Raw genomic sequence first — 20,726 nt, 5'->3', positions numbered from 1 at the left:
GCGTCACAGCGTCTTCCCGGTCGCCGGGCCCACGATCAGCCCGTCGCCGAAGGCGTCCACGCGGACCGTGTCGCCGTCCTTGACCTCGCCGGCCAGGATCTCCTTGGCCAGGCGGTCACCGATGGCCGTCTGGACGAGACGGCGCAGCGGCCGGGCGCCGTACGCCGGGTCGTTGCCCTCGTCGGCGAGCCAGGCCAGGGCCTCGGGCGTGACCTCCAGGGCGAGGCGGCGCTCGGCGAGGCGCTTGGCCAGGCGGTCGATCTGGAGCCGCGCGATCCGGCCCAGCTCCTCCTTGTTCAGCGCGGAGAAGACCACCAGGTCGTCGAGCCGGTTGAGGAACTCCGGCTTGAAGGAGGCCCGGACCGTCTCCAGCACCTGCCCCTTCTTCTCCTCCTCGCCGAGGACCGGGTCGACCAGGTACTGGCTGCCCAGGTTGGAGGTGAGGACGAGGATGGTGTTGCGGAAGTCGACCGTGCGGCCCTGACCGTCCGTCAGCCGCCCGTCGTCCAGCACCTGGAGGAGGATGTCGAAGACCTCGGGGTGCGCCTTCTCCACCTCGTCGAGCAGCACCACGCTGTACGGGCGTCGGCGCACGGCCTCGGTGAGCTGGCCGCCCTCCTCGTAGCCGACGTAGCCGGGGGGCGCGCCGACCAGACGGGCCACGCTGTGCTTCTCGCTGTACTCCGACATGTCGATGCGGATCATGGCCCGCTCGTCGTCGAAGAGGAAGTCGGCGAGCGCCTTGGCGAGTTCGGTCTTGCCGACGCCGGTCGGGCCGAGGAAGAGGAAGGAACCGGTGGGGCGGTCCGGGTCGGCGATGCCGGCGCGGCTGCGGCGCACGGCGTCCGACACGGCCCGTACGGCCTCGGCCTGGCCGATGAGCCGCTTGCCCAGCTCGTCCTCCATGCGCAGCAGCTTCTGCGTCTCGCCTTCCAGGAGGCGGCCGGCGGGGATGCCGGTCCAGGACGCGACGACGTCGGCGATGTCGTCGGAGCCGACCTCGTCCTTCACCATCGTGTCCCGGGCGGCCTCCTCCTCGGCCTCGGAGGCGGCCTCCAGCTCCTTCTCCAGGGCGGGGATCTCGCCGTACAGCAGCTTGGAGGCGGAGTCGAAGTCGCCGTCGCGCTGGGCGCGTTCGGCCTGCCCGCGCAGGTCGTCGAGGCGTTCCTTCAGCTCGCCGACCCGGTTGAGGGACTGCTTCTCCTTCTCCCAGCGGGCGTTGAGGCCCCGCAGCTCCTCCTCCTTGTCGGCTAGGTCGCGGCGCAGCTTCTCCAGGCGTTCGCGGGAGGCCGGGTCGGTCTCCTTGTCGAGGGCCAGTTCCTCCATCTTCAACCGGTCGACGGCGCGCTGGAGTTCGTCGATCTCGACCGGGGACGAGTCGATCTCCATGCGGAGGCGGGAGGCGGACTCGTCGACCAGGTCGATGGCCTTGTCGGGGAGGAAGCGGGAGGTGATGTACCGGTCGGAGAGGGTGGCCGCGGCCACCAGCGCGCTGTCCGCGATCTGCACCTTGTGGTGGGCCTCGTAGCGGCCCTTGAGCCCGCGCAGGATGGCGATGGTGTCCTCGACGGTGGGCTCGGCGACCAGCACCTGCTGGAAGCGCCTCTCCAGCGCCGGGTCCTTCTCGATCCGCTCGCGGTACTCGTCGAGGGTGGTGGCGCCGACCATGCGCAGCTCACCGCGGGCGAGCATGGGCTTGAGCATGTTGCCGGCGTCCATGGCGGAGTCGCCGCCCGCGCCCGCGCCCACCACGGTGTGGAGCTCGTCGATGAAGGTGATGATCTGCCCGTCGGAGCCCTTGATCTCGGCGAGGACGGTCTTCAGGCGCTCCTCGAACTCACCGCGGTACTTGGCCCCGGCGACCATGGCGCCGAGGTCGAGCGCGACGAGCCGCTTGTCCTTCAGGGACTCGGGGACGTCACCCTTCACGATCCGCTGGGCGAGCCCCTCGACGACGGCGGTCTTGCCGACGCCGGGCTCGCCGATGAGCACGGGGTTGTTCTTGGTGCGGCGGGAGAGCACCTGCACGACGCGGCGGATCTCCTGGTCCCGGCCGATGACGGGGTCGAGCTTGCCGTCGCGCGCGGCGGCGGTGAAGTCGGTGCCGAACTTCTCCAGGGCCTTGTACTGCCCCTCCGGGTCGGTGGTGGTCACCCGGCGTCCTCCCCGCGCCTTCTGGAAGGCGTCCAGCAGCTTCTTCGCGGTGGCCCCCTGCCGGGAGAGCACGTCGCCGGCGGCGCCGCCCTTCGCGGCGATGCCGATGAGCAGATGTTCGGTGGAGAGGTACTCGTCGCCGAGTTCCTTCGCGCGCTCGGCCGCGTCCGCGATGACGGCGAGCAGCTCGCGGTTGGGTTGCGGGGGCGCGACGGTGGATCCGGTCACGCTGGGCAGCGCGGCGAGGGCCTTCTCCGCTCCGGACCGTACGGCGGCCTGGTCGGCGTCGACCGCGGCCAGCAGGTCGACGATGTTCTCGTTGTCCTGCCCCTGGAGCAGAGCCAGAAGCAGATGGGCGGGCGTGAGGTCCGGGTGCCCCTCGGTCACGGCCCGGTTGGTGGCCGCGTTGATCGCGTCCCGGCTCCTGTTGGTCAGCTCGGCGTCCACGTTCGCGTTCTCCTCCTCGGCTTCGGCTGTCTGCCGCATCTCCCACTGCTGACTTAACCAGCGTACACAAAGTTGAGTCTATTCCACTCAAGGTAGGTGCGGGGAGCCTTGAGGAGCTAGCTTCCGGACCCATGAGTACATACTCCGTAGACCCGGGCGCCCCGGACGCGTCGTACCTCGCCTTCTGGCGGGAGCGCCACCTGTGCACGCTGACGACGCTCCGCCCGGACGGCAGCCCGCACGTCGTACCTGTCGGCGTGACATACGACCCCGGGGCGCGGCTTGCTCGGGTGCTGACGAACAAGTCGAGCGCGAAGGCGGCGCACGTCCTCGCGGCCGCTCCGTTCGGCGCCCGGGTCGCCGTCTGCCAGGTCGACGGCCGGCGCTGGGCGACGCTGGAGGGGCGGGCCTTCCTGCACGCCGACCCGGACCGGGTCGCGGAGGCGGAGCGGCGCTATGCCGAGCGTTACGAAAGGACGCCCTCACCGAACCCGAACCGGGTGCTGATCGAGATCGAGGTGGAGCGGGCACTGGGGCGCGGGTGACCTCGGACGACCTCGGACGACCGCGCACGACCGCAGACGACCGCAGACGACCGCGAATGACCGCCCAGGGCGGCGGAAACACGCCCCGTCGGAATCCGGCCACCGTCGACGAGACCGAAAACCGCCCGTACACCGAAATGTCCCCCGCAAAACTGCAGCGGCGTCACCGTGTTCAGGTCACGGTGACGCCGCTGCGGGGGGAAGTACCTGAGCGATCTTTTACGACGGGGGAATCGCGTCAGGCACTGCGGGGGGTGGCCGAGATGGTCCTCACATCCGAAACCTCCGGCTCCGCCAGCCGATGGTCTCGTTGGTCCAGGTTCACAAAGATCATTCCGTACCGGACGGCACATCGCACGGGCTGCGGCGCACCACGGGGCTTGCGCAGGCACCGGTACGCCCGTACGTCCTCGTCCTCGTCCCGCGTGACGACGACCGGCTCACCGAAGACGGTCACCATCAGCGAGTCACCGCCGTGGGGGATGGCGGTGACCAGGTCGATGAAGTGCCAGCCGGACCGGTAGGCAGTGGCCATTTCACGGCGGAAGGATCGGTCGTCGGGTGGGGTGGTCACGTCAGCTCCCAGCTCCTGCTGCCGTCGCGTCGGTGTGCGCGGCCACCGAAGGCCATTCGGTGATCGCCTTGAGGTCACTCTTCGCGCCGGAGATGCCACTGAGCACCCCGACGGCTATCAGGGCGGAAAAGGCGGCGCCTAGCACCGAGCGAAGCAGCCTGTTACGCATTGTCGGCTTCGTCCTCACTTGAAGGTCCCCTTTTCCCCCGCCAGGTACGACGATGGCTCATTCGGGCACGTGGTGGCCACACAATCGGTGCATCATGTTCCTGCATGTTCAGGACCCTGGGGGGTGGAGATTTGGCAACGCATCAGGCGAAAGCGACACATCCTCACGCGATAACCGAGCTGTGTGACGAAGGCAGCAGCCTTTACGCCACCGCTCTGCGTGCGGGACGCGTGGCCCGCACGGACGCGGAGTCCGCTCCCTGCCTGATGGAACTCGCCCTCCTCCACCCCGATCCCGACGATCCCAGCTGGCTCCGCCCGGTCCCGCCGGCCATCGCACTGGCCCGGCGACTCAACCCGATCGAGCGCGAGATCACCGAACGCAGGAACCTGTCGGTCGAACTGTCCCAGATATTCGAGCCGTTCATGTCGATCGGCGCCGAAGTGAGCATGCCCAGCGACTCCATCACTGTCCTCGAAGGCGGTGAACGGATCAACGCGGCGCTCGACCTTGCCACTTCACAGGTGCGGACCGAACTCGTCACGGTACAGCCGTCCGACCGCATATCGGAGACCAGCCTGCTGCAGGGCCTGGAACGCGACCGGGCCCTGCTCGAACGCGGTGTGAAGATCCGGAGCCTGTACCAGCACACGGCCCGCTACAACCCGGAGAAGCTGGCGTACTCGGCCCAGCTCTCCGACGGCCAGGTCGAGTACCGCACCATCGACGAACTGGTCGAGCGTCTGATCATCGTCGACCGGGCGATCGCCTTCATCCCGGCCCGCGACGACCAGAAGGTCGCCCTGGAGCTGCGCCACCCCGGCCTGGTCCGCTATCTCATGAAGGTCTTCGAGTACCTGTGGGACCGGGCCGTTCCGATGAGCGCCGGGGGCCCGTACGCGGCCGACTCCGGCGGCATCACCGAGATCCAGCACTCCATCGCCAAGCTCCTGGTGGAGGGCCATGTCGACGAGGCCATAGCCCGTCGGCTGGGCATGAACGTACGCACCTGCCGCGCCCACATCGCCAAGCTGGCCCAGGTCCTGGGCAGCGGCAGCCGCGCCCAGCTCGGCTACCGCATCGCCCAGTCGGGGATCCTCGACCAGGACACCTCACCGCCCCCGGGACGGGCACAGGGATGAGCCGGGCCCGGCTCGGCTGCCTCATCGGACGGTCCGGGATTCCTGATCCGCGATCCTGACCGTGACCGGCTCGCCGCCGCGCGGCGCCCCGTCCAGCCCCACCTGTGCTATCCGCACGCCCAGCTGGGTCCGGCTCACCGCACCCAGCGTCTCCGACAGCCGGGCGATATGGGCCCGGCAGGTACGGACGCTGATGCCCAGCCGCTCGGCGATCACCGCGTCCTGGTGGCCCTCCGCAAGGAGCGCGGCGATGGACTGCTCGCGGTGGGAGATGCCCTCGATGCCGGTGTCCGGCAGCGGAGCCGTCAGCGGGACCGCGAGACGCCACAGCCGCTCGAAGACCGTCACCAGGTATTCGACCAGGGCCGGGTGGCGCAGCTCCAGGGCCATCGTGCGGTCGGCGTTGGCGGGGATGAAGGCCACCGTACGGTCGAAGAGGATCAGCCGGTCGATGACCTCGTCGAGGGTCCGGGCCTCCACCGCGTCACCCATCAGCTCCAGGTAGTTGAGCAGGCCCTGGCCGTGCCGGGCCACGTGCGTGTACAGGTCGCGCATGCGCACGCCCCGGCCGCGCAGCGTCAGCGCCCGGTGCAGGCCCTCGGTGAGCTCGGCCTCCCGCCGGATGCCGCCGGGCTGCACCGTCAGCACCTCGGTCGTGCAGGCCTCGGTCGCCTCGTCCATCGCGGCCTGGATCCGGGACAGCCCGTCCAGCACCCGGATCGCCGTGCCCTCCGGCGAAGCCGACGCCGACGCCTGGAGCTGGCGGCCGAGCCCGGAGTACCGCTCGAAGGCCGCCACGGCCGTACCGACCCGCCGTTGGCTCTCCCTGACCTCGTCGTACACCCCGCGCAGCAGCCGGGTCATGACCTCCTGCGGGGAGGTCGGCACCAGCCAGTCCATGTCGTCGGGGTCCGGGTGCAGCAGGGCGAGCTCAAGCAGGCAGGGCACCGGCGCGGCGTCCGAGCGCGGCACGCGGCCCCGCCGTACGGCCCGGGAATACACGCGGTCCCCGGCCCCGCACAGTCGGTCGGCACCGTGTGGATGCTCCTCCGTTCCGTGCCCGGCCATCGCCCATTCCACCCCCGGTTTGCTGCCACTTCCGTGGCGCAACTATGCGCGGACGGATCCGGCTCCGCAACACGGCTCCCCGCGCCACTCTCGCCGCAAACCACCGGTATCACCCGGTTCCTCCCGGCCTCATCCCCTCCCATTGCAACAAGCTGATGGTGGTGAACCTCTGGCCAGAGGTACATCGTTGTACCGCTTGCCCCGGATGTCCGGACACCCGGCGCTGCCCCGGCCCGGCACCTCCGTCAGGCCGGGGCAGCCGCCTGGGCCGGACCTGGTGAACTGGGCTTCCGGCCCGATCGGACGGCCCGCGCCGGCACCGACCGGGGCATGACCCACCCGCCGCCCAGGCGGCCGAGCCGCCAGGCGAGGTGCGCGTCCATGTGGCCGGAATCGGCCTGATCCGGGACGCGGCCGGGGACTTCCGCGTCCTGGCGGACAACCTGCGGGCGCCGACGGCGTGTCGTACGCGTGGACGGCCACGCAGCCGTCGTCCCGCACCCTCGCGGGTGAACACTCACGCCCCCGCCGCATTGACCTGCGTGAAGGGCCCTCGGAGGAGGGCCCGACCGGCTACTTGAGGTGGATCGCCGCGCACGCCGCCTTGTACGTGGCGTCGCAGATGTCGGAGAGCTTGTAGATGCCGTCCGCGATGACCGTGCTCTTGATGTTCTTCCGCGTCAGGGCGGTCACGGTGACCAGCTGGGACGGGATGTTCTTGTTGGTCGGGCTGTCGACGTGGTCCTGGGTGAGGGCGTCGAACTGGATGTCCTTGCCCTGGACCTTGGCGACGGCCATCTCCGCCGCGGCCTCGGCCTCGGCCGGGTAGGACTTGTAGATGGTCATGTACTGCTCGCCGGTGACGATCCGCTGCACCCCGTCCAGCTCGGCGTCCTGGCCGGTGATCGGCGGCATGGCCGTGACGCCGGCGGCCTTGAGGGCCTTGATGACACCGGCCGCCATGCCGTCGTTGGCGGAGTAGACAGCGGCGATGTTGCCCTTGCCGATCAGGTTGATCGCCTCGGTCATCTCGGCCTGGGCGTTCTCCGGCTTCCAGTCCTTGGTGTCGTAGTGCGCCGCGATCGTCACCTTGCCGTTCAGCTCGGACAGCGCGCCCGACTTGAACTGCTTGGCGTTCGGGTCGGTCGGCGAGCCGTTCACCATGACGACCTTGTCGGAGGTGTCGGCGTTCGAGCCGAGGGCCTCCAGCAGGGTGCGGGCCTGCACCTCGCCGACGAGCTCGTTGTCGAAGGAGATGTACGCGTCGATCGGGCCCTCGGCGAGACGGTCGTACGCGATGACCGGAATGCCCGCTTCCTTGGCCTTCTTCACCTCGCCCGCGATGGCGTGCGAGTCGACCGCGTCGAGCAGGATGACGTCGACCTTGTCGGCGACCATCTGCTGCATCTGCCGGGCCTGCTTGTCGGCGTCCGCCGCCGCGTTGGCGTACTCGACCTTGCCCTGCTTCTTGGTGAGCTCGGCGACCTTGTTCTTGATGATGGGGTAGTCGAACTTCGCGTACCGCGTGTTCGCCGTCTCCGGCAGCAGCAGCCCCACCGTGAGGTCGTTGCCCTTGGTCGGGCTGGCGTCGGCCGAACTCCCCGAAGCGTTCAGCACGCCGCAGCCGGCGAGCGAGAGGGTCATCGTGGAGGCTGCCACGGATATGGCGATACGACGCATTCGGGGGCTCACTTCAGGTGCGTTCCGGACGTGGGGCTGTTTGCGACCCAGATGTCTGAAAAGACAACGCGTCCGCCGCACCTGGCGTCAAGCGGAATCACTTAACGAGTGCGCAACAGCACGCTCCGCTGCTCTTGTGAAGAGGGAACGGAATCACCTCCAAACACTCTTTACGGACCCTCCATCGAACGGAAGTTCATGGGAGGGCAAAGATCCGTACAACCAACTCCATTCCTCGCGAGTCGTGATCACCGACGGCCGGAAGCCGTTGTTCCGACTCGACCAGAGGATCGAATGAACCCAGCCAGACGCATGACCGCCGCGGCCGCCACCGCCCTCGTGCTCGCCACGACTGGCGGCCTGCTCGGCGCCCTTGCGACACCCGCCTCCGCGGCCACCGGTTGCGCCTCGCCGGTCTATACCCGGAAGTTCTTCGCGAACACCAATTTCTCGGGCACTCCGAAGAAGACCGACTGCGACAGCGCGATCGACCAGGACTGGGGCACCGGCGCACCGTTCTCCGGCCTGCCCAAGGACGGTTTCGGCGTCCGATGGACCGTCACCCGTGACTTCGGATCCGGCGGTCCTTTCGCCGTCACCGCCTCCGGGACCGACGGAATCCGCGTCTACCTGGACGGCGGCCGCCAGATCGACCTCTGGTCGAACACGGCGGGTTCACGGTCGAAGAGCCGGAACCTCACGATCCCCCGGGGCAAGCACACCCTGCGGATCGACTACGTCAACTGGACCGGGGCCGCCAAGGTCAAGTTCACGTACGCGCCGCGGACTTCGGCCACCTACGACAAGACCGCCCCGCTCGCCCCGGCAGGCCTCAACGCCACGTATGCGGCCGACACCCAGCAGACGAAGCTGACCTGGCCGAAGAACGCCGAGATGGACCTGGCCGGGTACCGGGTCTACCGGCAGGTGGCGGGCAGTGGCGCCTGGCGGCAGCTGTCCTCGGGGACCACGGCCACCTCGTACACCGACGTCCCGCCCGCCACCGGGGACATGTACGAGTACATCGTCACGGCGTACGACAAGGCCGGGAACGACTCGGCCCAGACCGCGCGCGCCACCGTGACCAGCTTCGCCGTCACCGTCCCGACCGGCTTCACCGCCACCGGCACCGACTCCGGGATCGCCCTGGCCTGGGACCAGGTGCCCGGCGCGGTCCACTACCGCGTGGTCCGCAAGGCCGACGGCGAGCCCTCGATCTACTGGGTGCCCACCGGCACCTCGCTGACCGACACCGGCGTGGCCCGCTCCGCCGAGTACAAGTACCAGGTCGCGGCGGTCGACGTCAGCGGCCGGATCACCGCCTACACCCCGCTCAAGGCGGCACGGCGCCTGGTGGCCGCCCCGGCGAGCGTCCAGGCGTTTCCAAGGCGCAGCGCGGTCACCCTGACCTGGCGGATGGACGACAAGACCGCCGGGGACTACGTGGACTTCCGGGTCTACCGGACCGGCGGCGCGAGCACCGGACGGGTCGAGGTGACCGACCGCTGCGACACCTGGCGGCGCACCCTCGCCGACGGCACCGTCCAGCACCTGTGCACGGACTACTCGGCGGGCGAGAACACCGCCTACCGCTACGTGGTCAAGGCCTACGACAAGGCTGGTACGGAGTCGATCGCGGGCGCCGAGGTGGCCGCCACCACCGGCACCGACGCACAGGCTCCCGCGGCGCCGGCCTCCGCGACGGCGGCCGCCGAGGACTGGGGAACGGTCGTGACCTGGGCCCCCGTGACCGACGCCGACCTCTACCAGTACTCCGTGCTGCGCGGCACGACCGTCGTCGACGGAGACTCGGTCAGCTGCTCCGACGCCGTGCACATCGGCTATGCCGACGCGGGCGCCACCTCGTACCAGGACGTCGGCCCCGCGGACGGCGAGAAACTCTGCTACGTCGTCAAGGCCGTCGACTTCGCCGGCAACGTCGGCGGCGGCGCCACGGCCCACACCGTGGAGCACGATCTGACGCCCACGGTGGAGACGCCCGCCGGGGCCACCCACATGGCCTCCGCGTCGGTCTGGAGCACCGGCACCGTACACGTGGACATGTGGTCGCCCGCGGGCACCGAGACCTACGGCAGCGCCCGTTTCTCCCGCTGGAATCCGCAGACCGGAACCTTCGACGCACTGCCCGAGTCGGAATACACCTCGGTCTACGACCACGACGTCCCCACGGGGACGACTCTGTGGTACCAGGTCTCCGGCGTGCGTGCCGACGGCACCACCTCGCTCCCGGTCCTCGTGAGCGTGGCCGTACCGCCGGTCTCCTGAACAACGCGAAGGGGCCCGGAGACTGCCGTCTCCGGGCCCCTCGTCACAGGCGTCAGTCCGAGGACTGCTGCCGCTTCGGCCGCCACACGACCAGCGCGCTGGTCTGCTGGACCTCCTGGTACGGGACCAGGTCCCGCCGGTAGGAGGCGTGGACGGCGGCCTCGCGCTGCTGCATCGCGGCCGCCGCGCCGTCCAGGGCCGCTTGCATTTCCGCGACGCGGGACTGCAGCGCGGCGACCTGGTTCTCCAGTTCGATGATGCGCTTGATGCCGGCCAGGTTGATGCCCTCGTCCTGCGACAACTGCTGGACGGTGCGCAGCAGTTCAATGTCGCGGGCCGAGTAGCGGCGGCCCCGGCCCGCGGTGCGGTCGGGGGAGACCAGGCCCAGACGGTCGTACTGGCGCAGCGTCTGCGGGTGCAGGCCGGAGAGCTGGGCCGCCACCGAGATGACGTAGACCGGGGTCTCCTCGGTCAGTTCATACGGGTTACGTCGACGGCCTTCCATCACTCTCAAGCTCCCTTCGCGGCCTCGAACAGCTCCGCCCGCGGGTCCTCGTCCGCGGTCGCCTCGCGATACGCCTCAAGCGCGTCACGAGCCTTCCCCGTCAGGTCCTGGGGGACACTCACCTCGACGGTGACCAGGAGGTCGCCGCGGGTGCCGTCCTTGCGGACCGCGCCCTTGCCCCGCGCCCGCATGGTGCGGCCGTTGGGCGTGCCCGGAGGCAGCTTCAGGGTGACGGCGGGGCCGCCGAGGGTCGGGACCCGGACCTCGCCGCCGAGAGCAGCCTCGGCGAACGTCACCGGGACGGTCACCGTGAGGTTGTCGTCCTTGCGGCCGAACACCGGGTGCGTGCCGACGTGCACGACGACGTACAGGTCGCCCGCCGGGCCGCCCCGCTCGCCGGGCGCGCCCTTGCCGCGCAGCCGGATGCGCTGACCGTCCGTCACCCCCGCGGGGATGCGGACCTGCATGGTCCGGGACGACTTGGCGCGGCCGCTGCCCTTGCACTCCAGGCAGGGGTGCTCGGCGATCAGACCGCGGCCCTTGCAGTCGGGGCAGGGGTCGGTGAGCGAGAAGCCGCCGCCCGAACCCCGCGCCACCTGGCCCGTGCCGACGCAGGTCGGGCACACACGCGGTGTGCCGTTCTTGTCGCCGGTGCCGGAGCAGGCCTTGCACGGTGCCTGCGAGGACATCCGCAGCGGGACCGTGGCGCCCTCGATCGCCTCGGTGAAGCTGAGGGTGACCTCGGTGTCGATGTCCTGGCCGCGGCGCGGCTGGGTACGGGGCGTCCCCGTACCGCCTCGGTTGAACAGGCCCCCCAGGACGTCCCCGAACCCGCCGCCGAAGCCTCCTCCGCCCTGGGCGCTGCCGCCTCCGGCTCCGCCGAAGAGGTCACCCAGGTCGAAGTTGAAGGAGCCGCCGCCCGCGCCCGGCCCCGGACGGAAACCGCCGTTGCCGAAGAGGGCGCGTGCCTCGTCGTACTCCTTGCGCTTCTTGGTGTCGCCGAGGACGTCGTTCGCCTCGGAGATCTCCTTGAAGCGCTCTTCCGCCTTGGCGTTGCCCTTGTTGGCGTCCGGGTGGAACTCGCGGGCGAGCTTCCGGTACGCCTTCTTGATCTCGGCCTCGGTGGCGTCCTTGGGGACGCCGAGGACCTTGTAGTAGTCCTTCTCGATGAAGTCCTTGGTGCTCATCCTCGACGTCCCTCCTTCCGCTCAGTGTTTACGTCAGCCCTCCTCCGGGCCACCGCTCTCCTTGTCGTCGGCCGCGGCGCCCTCGTCGGCGCCCTCGGCCTTGACCGTCTGCGCGCCGGGCTGCGGCTCGGCGACGGCCACCCGCGCGGGGCGGATGGTGCGCTCGCCGATGCGATACCCGGGCTGCAGAATCGCCACGCACGTCGTCTCGGTGACGTCCGGCGCGTACGAGTGCATCAGGGCCTCGTGGATCGTCGGGTCGAAGGGCTCGCCCTCCTTGCCGAACTGCTGCAGCCCCATCTTCGCCGCGACGGTCTCCGTCGACTCGGCGACGGACTTGAAGCCGCCGACGAGTTCGCCGTGCTCCCGCGCGCGGCCGATGTCGTCGAGCACGGGCAGGAGCTCGGTCAGGAGGTTCGCGATGGCGACCTCCCGGACCGCTACCCGGTCGCGCTCGACGCGGCGGCGGTAGTTCTGGTACTCCGCCTGAAGGCGCTGGAGGTCCACCGTGCGCTCACCGAGCGCCGTGCGCACCTGGTCCAGCTGGGCGACCAGACCGGCGTTCTGTGCAGTTGCGTCCCCGGCCGGGGCCGCCCCCTCCGCCGAAGCGGAGGAAGCGGCCTTCGACTCGGCGTCTTCGGGGGTGGCGCCGGAGGGGACGTCGGGCTTCTCCTCGAAGCCCGGGGTCTCCTCCGTCACGCGGCACCGTCCTTGCGCTCGTCGTCCACGATCTCGGCGTCCACGACGTCGTCGTCGACCCGGGCACCACCGGCGGTGGCACCCTCGGGGCCGCCGGCGGCCTGCGCGGCCTGGGCGTCGGCGTACATGGCCTGGCCCAGCTTCTGGGAGACGGCCGCGACCTTCTCCGTGGCGGTGCGGATCTCGGCGGTGTCCTCGCCCTTGAGCTTCTCCTTCAGCTCGGCGATCGCGGCCTCGACCTCGGTCTTGATCTCGCCCGGAACCTTGTCCTCGTTGTCCTTGAGGAACTTCTCGGTCTGGTAGACGAGCTGCTCGCCCTGGTTGCGGGTCTCGGCGGCCTCGCGGCGGGCGTGGTCCTCCTCCGCGTACTTCTCGGCCTCCTGGCGCATGCGGTCGACCTCGTCCTTCGGCAGCGAGGAGCCGCCGGTGACGGTCATCTTCTGCTCCTTGCCCGTGCCCAGGTCCTTGGCGGTCACGTGCATGATGCCGTTGGCGTCGATGTCGAAGGCGACCTCGATCTGCGGGACGCCACGCGGCGCCGGCGGCAGACCGGTCAGCTCGAACATGCCGAGCTTCTTGTTGTACGCCGCGATCTCGCGCTCGCCCTGGTAGACCTGGATCTGCACGGACGGCTGGTTGTCCTCGGCCGTCGTGAAGATCTCGGAGCGCTTGGTCGGGATCGTGGTGTTGCGCTCGATGAGCTTCGTCATGATGCCGCCCTTGGTCTCGATACCGAGGGACAGCGGGGTCACGTCGAGGAGCAGGACGTCCTTGACCTCACCCTTGAGCACACCGGCCTGGAGGGCGGCGCCGATGGCGACGACCTCGTCCGGGTTGACACCCTTGTTGGCCTCGTTGCCGCCGGTCAGCTCCTTGACGAGCTCGGCGACGGCGGGCATACGGGTGGATCCACCGACGAGAACGACGTGGTCGATCTCGGAGAGGTTGATGCCGGCGTCCTTGATGACGTTGTGGAACGGCGTCTTGCAGCGCTCCAGAAGGTCGGCCGTCAACTGCTGGAACTGGGCCCGGGTGAGCTTCTCGTCCAGGTGCAGCGGGCCTTCGGCGGAGGCCGTGATGTAGGGCAGGTTGATCGAGGTCTCGGTGGAAGAGGACAGCTCGATCTTCGCCTTCTCGGCAGCCTCACGCAGACGCTGCAGAGCCATCTTGTCCTTGCCGAGGTCCACGCCGTGGCCGGCCGCGAACTGCTTGACCAGGAAGTCGACGATGCGCTGGTCCCAGTCGTCGCCACCGAGGTGGTTGTCGCCGTTGGTGGCCTTCACCTCGACGACACCGTCGCCGATCTCCAGGAGCGAGACGTCGAACGTGCCGCCACCGAGGTCGAAGACCAGGATGATCTGCTCGTCCTTGTCGAGGCCGTACGCGAGCGCGGCCGCGGTGGGCTCGTTGACGATACGCAGGACGTTCAGACCGGCGATCTCGCCGGCCTCCTTCGTCGCCTGGCGCTCGGAGTCGTTGAAGTAGGCCGGGACGGTGATGACCGCGTCGGTCACCTTCTCGCCCAGGTAGGCCTCGGCGTCGCGCTTCAGCTTCTGCAGGATGAAGGCGGAGATCTGCTGGGGGTTGAAGTCCTTCCCGTCCAGCTGGATCTTCCAGTCGGTGCCCATGTGACGCTTCACGGACCGGATGGTCCGGTCCACGTTGGTGACCGCCTGGCGCTTGGCGACCTCGCCGACCAGCACCTCGCCGTTCTTGGCGAAGGCGACGACGGACGGCGTGGTCCGGGCACCCTCGGCGTTGGTGATGACGGTGGGCTCGCCGCCTTCAAGAACGCTGACGACGGAGTTAGTCGTGCCCAGGTCGATGCCGACCGCACGTGCCATGGTGATTTCCTCCAGCTGACTTGAGTGGAACGGACTCAAGTGTGCATGAGGCTCGCCGCTGGGTCAACAGACCTGAGTCGCACAGACTCAACTCTTATCCGCTCCTTACACGCAACTGACCTGTGACCTGCGAGGACACCATACGACGGGGGCTGTAGACAGGAATTCGAAGGAGTAGGAGTACGGCCACAAGCGCCCCGCCCGCCACCCACAGCACGGCCCCGTCCCCCGCCCGGCCGGTGTGGGCAAGCACTCCGACGAGCACCCCGACGGAGGCACCGACGCCGAGCAGGACCACGGTCCCCCGCGGGGTGAGCCCGAGCCGCCGCAGCCGGTGGCCGAGATGGTCGGGCCCGCTCCTGAGGAGCGACCGCCGGGCCGTGCGCCGCGAGAGGACCACGAGGGCGAGGTCGGCGGTGCCGAGGACGGTGAGCGAGAACAGCACGCCCACGCCCTCCCCGAGGCCGCGCCCCGCCTGGGTGAACACGGCGGCGGAGGCGAGCAGGAACCCGGTGAACAGCGATCCGCAGGACCCCAGCCCGATCCGCGCGGGATGCCAGTTGTGCATGAGGAATCCGGCGAGGGCGGCGGCGAGCACACTGAGCAGCACGGCCAGCCCGTCCATCACCTCGGCCGCGGCGCAGGCCCCGACCCCGAAGGCGGTGATCACCCCGACCGTGCCGACGAGCCCGTCGGCGTGGTCGAGCGCCCGGAAGGCGAGGGCGACGAAGACGATCCAGCCCACGGCCAGGATCCCCGCGGGGACGCCCGTCCCGCCGTACGGCACGACACACGCGGCGGCGACCGCCGTACCGGCGGTGAGCACCCGCGCCCGCAGCCGCCACACGTCGGCGACCAGCCCGAGCACGGCGACACCGGCGCCCGCGATCAGCAGCTCGTCGACCCCGCCCCCCAGCGGCGCGGCCCGCGTCCACTCCCCCACCCCGGCGACGAGACAGGTGGCGGCCAGCACGGCCACGCCCCCGAGCAGCGGCACCGGCCGCCGCCGCGCCGCGCCCGCCTGCCTCCGCTCGACGAGCCCGGCGCGCAGGCCGGGCACCCGGAGCAGCGCCGCGAGCAGGGCGGACAGCAGGAGGGCGGTGGAGGCGGCGAGGGTCCCGTAGAGCACGGATCCAAAGTAGGGGCAAATGCAGCAATTCGGTATGAATAACACGATCGGATCGCTCGTCGGGCTCAGGCCCCCCAGTCAGCTCACCTCAGTCACCTCAGTCACCTCAGGCTCCCCTCAGCGATCCAGATCACCTTGCCCCTGGCTACAGTGCGAGGAGAGATACGGGTAGTCTCAGACGGACTGCATAAGTTACCGCTTAGTAATTTCGAGGAACCCGCTCGGGAACCCGAAAAGACCCTCGCAGGCCCGAGGAGCCCCCATGCAACTCGCCGCGATCATCGTGTCGCTGGTCCTGACCGTGGTCGGCGTCGCCCTGCTCGCACGCGCCATCGGTCAGTTCGTCCGGTATTTCAAGCTCGGCCAGCCCGTGCCCGCCGGCAGCCGGACAGACAATCCCTATCAGCGCAGTGTGACGCTGGTGAAGGAGTTCCTCGGCCATACCCGGATGAACCGGTGGGGCATCGTCGGCTTCGCCCACTGGTTCGTGGCCGTCGGCTTCCTCACCCTCCCGCCGACCCTGGCACAGGCGTTCGGCCAGCTCTTCAAGGCCGACTGGGCGCTGCCGGTCATCGGCGACTTCCTGCCGTTCGAGATGTACACCGAGTTCATCGGCGTGATGACCGTCCTGGGCATCGCCGTGCTCATCACGATCCGCCTGCTGAGCCTTCCCTCCCGCCCCGGCCGCAAGTCGCGCTTCGCGGGCTCCAAGGCCGGACAGGCGTACTTCGTCGAGTACGTCATCCTCACCATCGGCCTGGCCATCTACGTGCTGCGCGGCCTGGAGGGCGCGCTGCACCACGTCGAGGGCTACGAGGCCGGTTACTTCGCCTCGTACCCGCTGGTCGTGGCCTTCAAGAGCCTGAGCGCCGCCACGCTGCAGAACCTGGTCTACTTCACCGCGATGGTGAAGATCAGCACCTCGTTCATCTGGATGATCGTGGTCTCGCTGAACACCAACATGGGTGTCGCCTGGCACCGCTTCCTCGCCTTCCCGAACATCTGGTTCAAGCGGAACGCGAACGGTGAGACCGCCCTCGGCGGCCTCCAGCCGATGACCTCGGGCGGCAAGCCGATCAACTTCGAGGACCCGGGCGAGGACGACGTCTTCGGCGTCTCCCAGGTCGAGCAGTTCTCCTGGAAGGGGCTCCTCGACTTCTCCACCTGCACCGAGTGCGGCCGCTGCCAGTCGCAGTGCCCCGCCTGGAACACCGGCAAGCCGCTCTCCCCCAAGCTGCTGATCATGTCGCTGCGGGACCACGCGCACGCCAAGGCGCCGTACCTGCTGGCCGGCGGCGGCAAGACGATGGAGGGCGAGGAGAAGGCGTCCGAGGAGCAGCTGGCCGGTGTGCCCGCCGCTGCCCTGGCCGAAGCCGAGCGCCCGCTGATCGGCACCGCCGAGGAGAACGGCGTCATCGACCCGGACGTCCTGTGGTCCTGCACCACCTGCGGCGCCTGCGTCGAGCAGTGCCCCGTCGACATCGAGCACGTCGACCACATCGTCGACATGCGCCGCTACCAGGTGATGATCGAGAGCGCCTTCCCCTCCGAGGCGGGCACGATGCTCAAGAACCTGGAGAAGAAGGGCAACCCCTGGGGCCTGGCCAAGAAGCAGCGCCTGGAGTGGACCAAGGAGGTCGACTTCGAGGTCCCGGTCGTCGGCAAGGACATCGAGGACCTCTCCGAGGTCGACTACCTCTACTGGGTCGGCTGCGCCGGCGCCCTGGAGGACCGCGCCAAGAAGACGACGAAGGCCTTCGCCGAGCTGCTCCACATCGCGGGCGTGAAGTTCGCGATCATGGGCGGCGACGAGAAGTGCACCGGTGACTCCGCCCGCCGCCTCGGCAACGAGCCCCTGTTCCAGGAGCTCGGCATGGAGAACGTGGCCGCGCTCAACATGGCCTTCGGCGAGGACGACGAGGACGAGTCGACCAAGAAGCCGAAGTCCGCGAAGAAGATCGTCGCGACCTGCCCCCACTGCCTCAACACCCTGGGCAACGAGTACCCGCAGCTCGGCGGCGACTACGAGGTCATCCACCACACCCAGCTGCTCCAGCACCTCGTCGACGAGGGCAAGCTGATCCCGGTGACCCCGGTCGAGGGCATCATCACCTACCACGACCCGTGCTACCTGGGCCGCCACAACAAGATCTACACGCCCCCGCGCGAGATCATCGCCAGCGTCCCGGGCCTGCGCAACGAGGAGATGCACCGCCACAAGGAGCGCGGCTTCTGCTGTGGCGCCGGTGGTGCCCGCATGTGGATGGAGGAGCGGATCGGCAAGCGCATCAACAACGAGCGCGTCGACGAGGCCCTCTCCCTCAACCCGGACATCGTCTCGACGGCCTGCCCCTTCTGCCTCGTGATGCTCACGGACTCCGTGAACGGCAAGAAGAACGACGGCAAGGCCAAGGAGTCCATCCAGGTCGTGGACGTCGCCCAGCTCCTCCTCGACTCCGTCAGGACGCCGGTCGACCCGGCGGGCGCGGCGGAAACGGAGAACGAGCCGGAGCCCGAGCCGGTTAAGTAGCCGGCGACGTAGCCGGTGATGTAGCCGGCTGCTGAGAGCCCCGATACGACGCCCCCTGCCACGCACAGGCAGGGGGCGTCGTCGTGTGGGTGGGCAGGGGGCGCTGTTATGTGGATGGGCCGAGGGCGTTGATGGAGGGCGTTGACGTGCACGTGGGTCGGGGGCCCTGCGGGCCGACTGTCGGTCCGCTCGCTTCCCCTCAGTGTCGTGCTTCCACGGTCCGCATCAAGGGCGCTCCCGTTCCGCTGCGCTCCACTCCCGCGTCGCCTTCGGCGATGGCCCTCCGGGCCACCCTTGACCCGGCCCGCTCCAGCACGGGTCAGAAGCGAGCGAGCGGCCCGGAAGAGCAGTGGCCCAACCCGGTGTCGACCCTCCGGTGGGCTGACCAGCCCCCGTCGACGGAGGGACGCGCCAGCACCTCGCATGCACGCCGGGACGGCTCGGCGGCCACAGGCCAGGCCGGCGGGGAGGCGCGCTCGTCACGCGGCCGGCCGATCGGTCGCGCACGCCAACTACGCTCGGCAGCTCCCCGCTCATCACAGGCCACAGAGGCCTCACCACCCCCATCCCGGCAACAATTGGCAGCTTTGGGCAAGCCCCGAAGACCCCCCCTCCGCAAAGTACGAGGTCAGTCGGCCCGACCGCCCCCACACGTGACCCAAACCGGCCAATCCCCCCTGCACCCACCCGCACTCACCCGCACCCCCCACCCCCATCCGCACCCATCGGGCCCCGTTCCACCCACCCCATCCGCACCCCCACCCCACGCCCACCCAACCCCCAACCCCCACCCACCGGCCGCTCGCCGCCAAGCCCACCCGGCGTGCAGGCGAGGCGCTGCCGCGCCCACAGCAAAGGTCACGAACGCAGCGCGCCCAAGGGACTGGCACCGGCAAGGCGCCCACTTTCCCGGGCTGCCCGCTCGCTTCTCCGCCGTGCTGGAGCGAGGCGTGTCAAGGGTGGCCCGGAGGGCCATCGGCGTCAGCCGACGCGGGAGTGGAGCGCAGCGGAACGGACGCGCCCTTGACTCGCCTCGCGGAGGCACGACACTGGCCGAGAAGCGGGCGGCCCCACGGCCACTGACCAGCTCGGCTCCGCTCCGCTCCGCTGGGCGCGGCTCGGCTCGGCTCAGTTCAGCTGGCCCAGCCTCCGCCCCGGCTCTCCGCGACCCGGGTGCGGGAACTGCGGCCGGTGTATCTGCCGGCGGACCCGGTCTCGCGGACGGCGTATCAGCCCGGCGAGCTGGCCCAGTGCGATCTGTGGTTCCCGCCTGCGGACATCCCGCTGGGCTTCGGGCAGACGGGCCGCCCGCCGGTGCTGGTGATCGTGGCCGGCTATTCCCGGATGATCACCGCGCGGATGCTGCCGTCGAGGCAGGCCGCCGATCTGGTGAGCGGGCACTGGGACCTGCTGTCCGGCTGGAATGCGGTGCCTCGGGTGCTGGTCTGGGACAACGAGGCGGCCATCGGACGACGCCGGGAGGGGCGGGCCGTGCTCAGTCATGAGTTCGCGGCGCTGGCCGGGCTTCTGGCCTGCAAGATGGTCCTTTGTCGGCCTCGCGACCCGGAGGCGAAGGGGCTGGTCGAGCGGGCCAACGGCTACCTGGAGACGTCGTTCCTGCCCGGCAGGGTGTTCACGTCCCCGGCTGACTTCAACACGCAGCTGGCCGCGTGGCTTGAGGTCGCCAACCGGCGGGTGCACCGCACCCTTGAGGCCCGTCCGGCCGAGAGGTGGGAGGCCGACCGGGCCGCGATGCTGCCGCTGCCCCCGACCGCGCCGCCGCGCTGGTGGCAGACCTCGGTGCGGATCGGCCGGGACCACTACATCCGCCTGGACACCTGCGACTACTCCGTCCACCCGGCCGCGATCGGGCGGATCGTGCGGATCGAGGCGGACACCGAAACGGTGCGGGCCCATCTGGACGGCCGCGTGGTTGCCGAGCATGCGCGCTGCTGGGCCCGCCACCAGACGCTGACCGACCCGGACCACGCCGATGCCGCCACGGCGATGCGGCACCAGTACCGCTCCGGCGGAGCCGTCGCCGCGGCGGTTGAGGTGGCACAGCCGGATCTGCCGGCCTATGACCGCGTCTTCCATCTGATCGAGGGCGGCGGAGGAGAGGAGTAAATGCCATGGCCACCCGAACCCGCGCCAGCACGTCCCGGGACATCGGCGCCGAACTGGCTTTCCTCAGCCGTGCGTTGAAGGCGCCGGCCCTGCTCGATGCTGCCGACCGGCTCGCCGAACGCGCCAGGGCCGAGTCCTGGACGCATCAGGAGTATCTGGCCGCCTGCCTGCAGCGCGAGGTCGCCGCCCGCGAGTCCCATGGCGGCGAGGGCCGCATCCGCGCGGCCCGTTTTCCCGCCCGCAAGACCCTGGAGGAGTTCGACTTCACCCACCTGCGAGGGCTGAAACGGGAGGCGGTGGCCCATCTGGGCACCCTGGACTTCATCACCGGCAAGGAGAACGTGGTCTTCCTCGGCCCGCCGGGCACCGGCAAGACGCACCTGGCGATCGCCCTGGGGATCCGCGCCTGCCAGGCCGGACACCGCGTCGCGTTCGCCACCGCATCCCAGTGGGTCGACCGCCTGGCCGCCGCCCACACCACCGGAAAGCTCCAGGACGAGCTCCTGCGCCTCGCGCGCGTCCCCGTTCTGGTGATCGATGAGGTCGGCTGTGCGCCACGAAGCGCTGATGGATCTCGCGGGATGAAAAGCCCGCCGCCGGTCCTCGCAGGGACCGGTTGAAGCTGGAGGCAGGCTGATCC

15 protein-coding genes and 1 pseudogene are annotated in these 20,726 nt (G+C 69.8%); 7 read left to right on the top strand and 9 right to left on the bottom strand.

Going from position 1 to position 20,726, the window contains the following annotated elements:
* Positions 1-3 precede the first annotated feature (3 nt).
* The gene (gene clpB, locus ACIPSA_RS36820) at positions 4-2,601 is read right to left on the bottom strand and encodes an ATP-dependent chaperone ClpB (RefSeq protein ID WP_402643266.1); all 2,598 of its coding nucleotides are present in this window, start codon (positions 2,599-2,601) and stop codon (positions 4-6) included.
* A gap of 131 nt (positions 2,602-2,732) precedes the next feature.
* On the opposite strand from clpB, the gene ACIPSA_RS36815 reads away from it, so the two are divergent.
* Entirely contained in the window at positions 2,733-3,146 is a 414-nt protein-coding gene (locus tag ACIPSA_RS36815; protein WP_402642784.1) for a pyridoxamine 5'-phosphate oxidase family protein, read from the top strand.
* Between the two features lie 238 nt (positions 3,147-3,384).
* Here the strand turns inward: ACIPSA_RS36815 and ACIPSA_RS36810 are convergent, their stop codons facing one another.
* Positions 3,385-3,720, bottom strand: a complete 336-nt coding sequence (locus tag ACIPSA_RS36810; RefSeq protein ID WP_402642781.1) for a hypothetical protein — start codon at positions 3,718-3,720, stop codon at positions 3,385-3,387.
* A gap of 273 nt (positions 3,721-3,993) precedes the next feature.
* On the opposite strand from ACIPSA_RS36810, the gene ACIPSA_RS36805 reads away from it, so the two are divergent.
* Entirely contained in the window at positions 3,994-5,031 is a 1,038-nt protein-coding gene (locus tag ACIPSA_RS36805; RefSeq protein ID WP_402642780.1) for a helix-turn-helix transcriptional regulator, read from the top strand.
* Positions 5,032-5,052: 21 nt separating this feature from the next.
* Here the strand turns inward: ACIPSA_RS36805 and ACIPSA_RS36800 are convergent, their stop codons facing one another.
* On the bottom strand, positions 5,053-6,099 hold the full coding sequence (locus tag ACIPSA_RS36800) for a LuxR C-terminal-related transcriptional regulator (RefSeq protein ID WP_402642778.1): 1,047 nt from the start codon (positions 6,097-6,099) through the stop codon (positions 5,053-5,055).
* A 350-nt stretch (positions 6,100-6,449) separates the two neighbouring features.
* Here ACIPSA_RS36800 and ACIPSA_RS36795 point away from each other — a divergent pair.
* Positions 6,450-6,680 (top strand): annotated as a pseudogene (locus ACIPSA_RS36795) (hypothetical protein); the annotation flags it as partial.
* On the opposite strand, the gene ACIPSA_RS36790 reads toward ACIPSA_RS36795, so the two are convergent.
* Positions 6,673-7,779: a substrate-binding domain-containing protein gene (locus ACIPSA_RS36790; protein ID WP_402642775.1), complete on the bottom strand. Its 1,107-nt coding sequence runs from the start codon at positions 7,777-7,779 to the stop codon at positions 6,673-6,675. The pseudogene ACIPSA_RS36795 and the gene ACIPSA_RS36790 overlap by 8 nt on opposite strands.
* A 294-nt stretch (positions 7,780-8,073) precedes the next feature.
* Here ACIPSA_RS36790 and ACIPSA_RS36785 point away from each other — a divergent pair, with 294 nt between their 5' ends.
* Positions 8,074-10,065 (top strand): fibronectin type III domain-containing protein, encoded by a 1,992-nt coding sequence (locus ACIPSA_RS36785; RefSeq protein ID WP_402642773.1) that lies wholly within the window; start codon positions 8,074-8,076, stop codon positions 10,063-10,065.
* A gap of 52 nt (positions 10,066-10,117) precedes the next feature.
* Here ACIPSA_RS36785 and ACIPSA_RS36780 read toward each other — a convergent pair whose 3' ends face one another.
* The 5 genes from ACIPSA_RS36780 to ACIPSA_RS36760 form a co-directional block, all read right to left on the bottom strand.
* Positions 10,118-10,570, bottom strand: coding sequence for a heat shock protein transcriptional repressor HspR (locus tag ACIPSA_RS36780; protein WP_402642771.1), 453 nt, complete (start codon positions 10,568-10,570; stop codon positions 10,118-10,120).
* A gap of 5 nt (positions 10,571-10,575) precedes the next feature.
* Positions 10,576-11,757 carry a molecular chaperone DnaJ gene (gene dnaJ, locus ACIPSA_RS36775; RefSeq protein ID WP_402642769.1) on the bottom strand — a complete coding sequence of 394 codons (1,182 nt, stop codon included), beginning with the start codon at positions 11,755-11,757 and terminating at the stop codon, positions 10,576-10,578.
* A gap of 33 nt (positions 11,758-11,790) precedes the next feature.
* Complete coding sequence (gene grpE, locus ACIPSA_RS36770) at positions 11,791-12,456, bottom strand: nucleotide exchange factor GrpE (protein ID WP_402642767.1); 666 nt, start codon at positions 12,454-12,456, stop codon at positions 11,791-11,793.
* A complete protein-coding gene (gene dnaK / locus ACIPSA_RS36765; RefSeq protein WP_402642764.1) occupies positions 12,453-14,300 on the bottom strand; it encodes a molecular chaperone DnaK in 1,848 nt (615 codons plus the stop codon). The genes grpE and dnaK overlap by 4 nt, the downstream gene beginning before the upstream one ends.
* Before the next feature lie 94 nt (positions 14,301-14,394).
* Entirely contained in the window at positions 14,395-15,429 is a 1,035-nt protein-coding gene (locus ACIPSA_RS36760) for an MraY family glycosyltransferase (RefSeq protein WP_402642762.1), read from the bottom strand.
* A 262-nt stretch (positions 15,430-15,691) separates the two neighbouring features.
* Between ACIPSA_RS36760 and ACIPSA_RS36755 the strand changes: the two genes are divergently transcribed.
* The 3 genes from ACIPSA_RS36755 (at position 15,692) to ACIPSA_RS36745 (ending at position 20,706) form a co-directional block, all read left to right on the top strand.
* Entirely contained in the window at positions 15,692-17,959 is a 2,268-nt protein-coding gene (locus ACIPSA_RS36755; RefSeq protein WP_402642759.1) for a (Fe-S)-binding protein, read from the top strand.
* Between the two features lie 1,191 nt (positions 17,960-19,150).
* Positions 19,151-20,086 (top strand): transposase, encoded by a 936-nt coding sequence (locus ACIPSA_RS36750; protein WP_402642757.1) that lies wholly within the window; start codon positions 19,151-19,153, stop codon positions 20,084-20,086.
* A 5-nt stretch (positions 20,087-20,091) separates the two neighbouring features.
* Positions 20,092-20,706, top strand: a complete 615-nt coding sequence (locus ACIPSA_RS36745; protein WP_402642754.1) for an ATP-binding protein — start codon at positions 20,092-20,094, stop codon at positions 20,704-20,706.
* Positions 20,707-20,726 lie beyond the last annotated feature (20 nt).

It is taken from the genome of Streptomyces sp. NPDC086549 (genome assembly GCF_044746205.1).
Taxonomy (GTDB): domain Bacteria; phylum Actinomycetota; class Actinomycetes; order Streptomycetales; family Streptomycetaceae; genus Streptomyces.
Note: the sequence above shows the minus strand (reverse complement) of the source record. Positions and strands in the feature narration are given on the sequence as shown.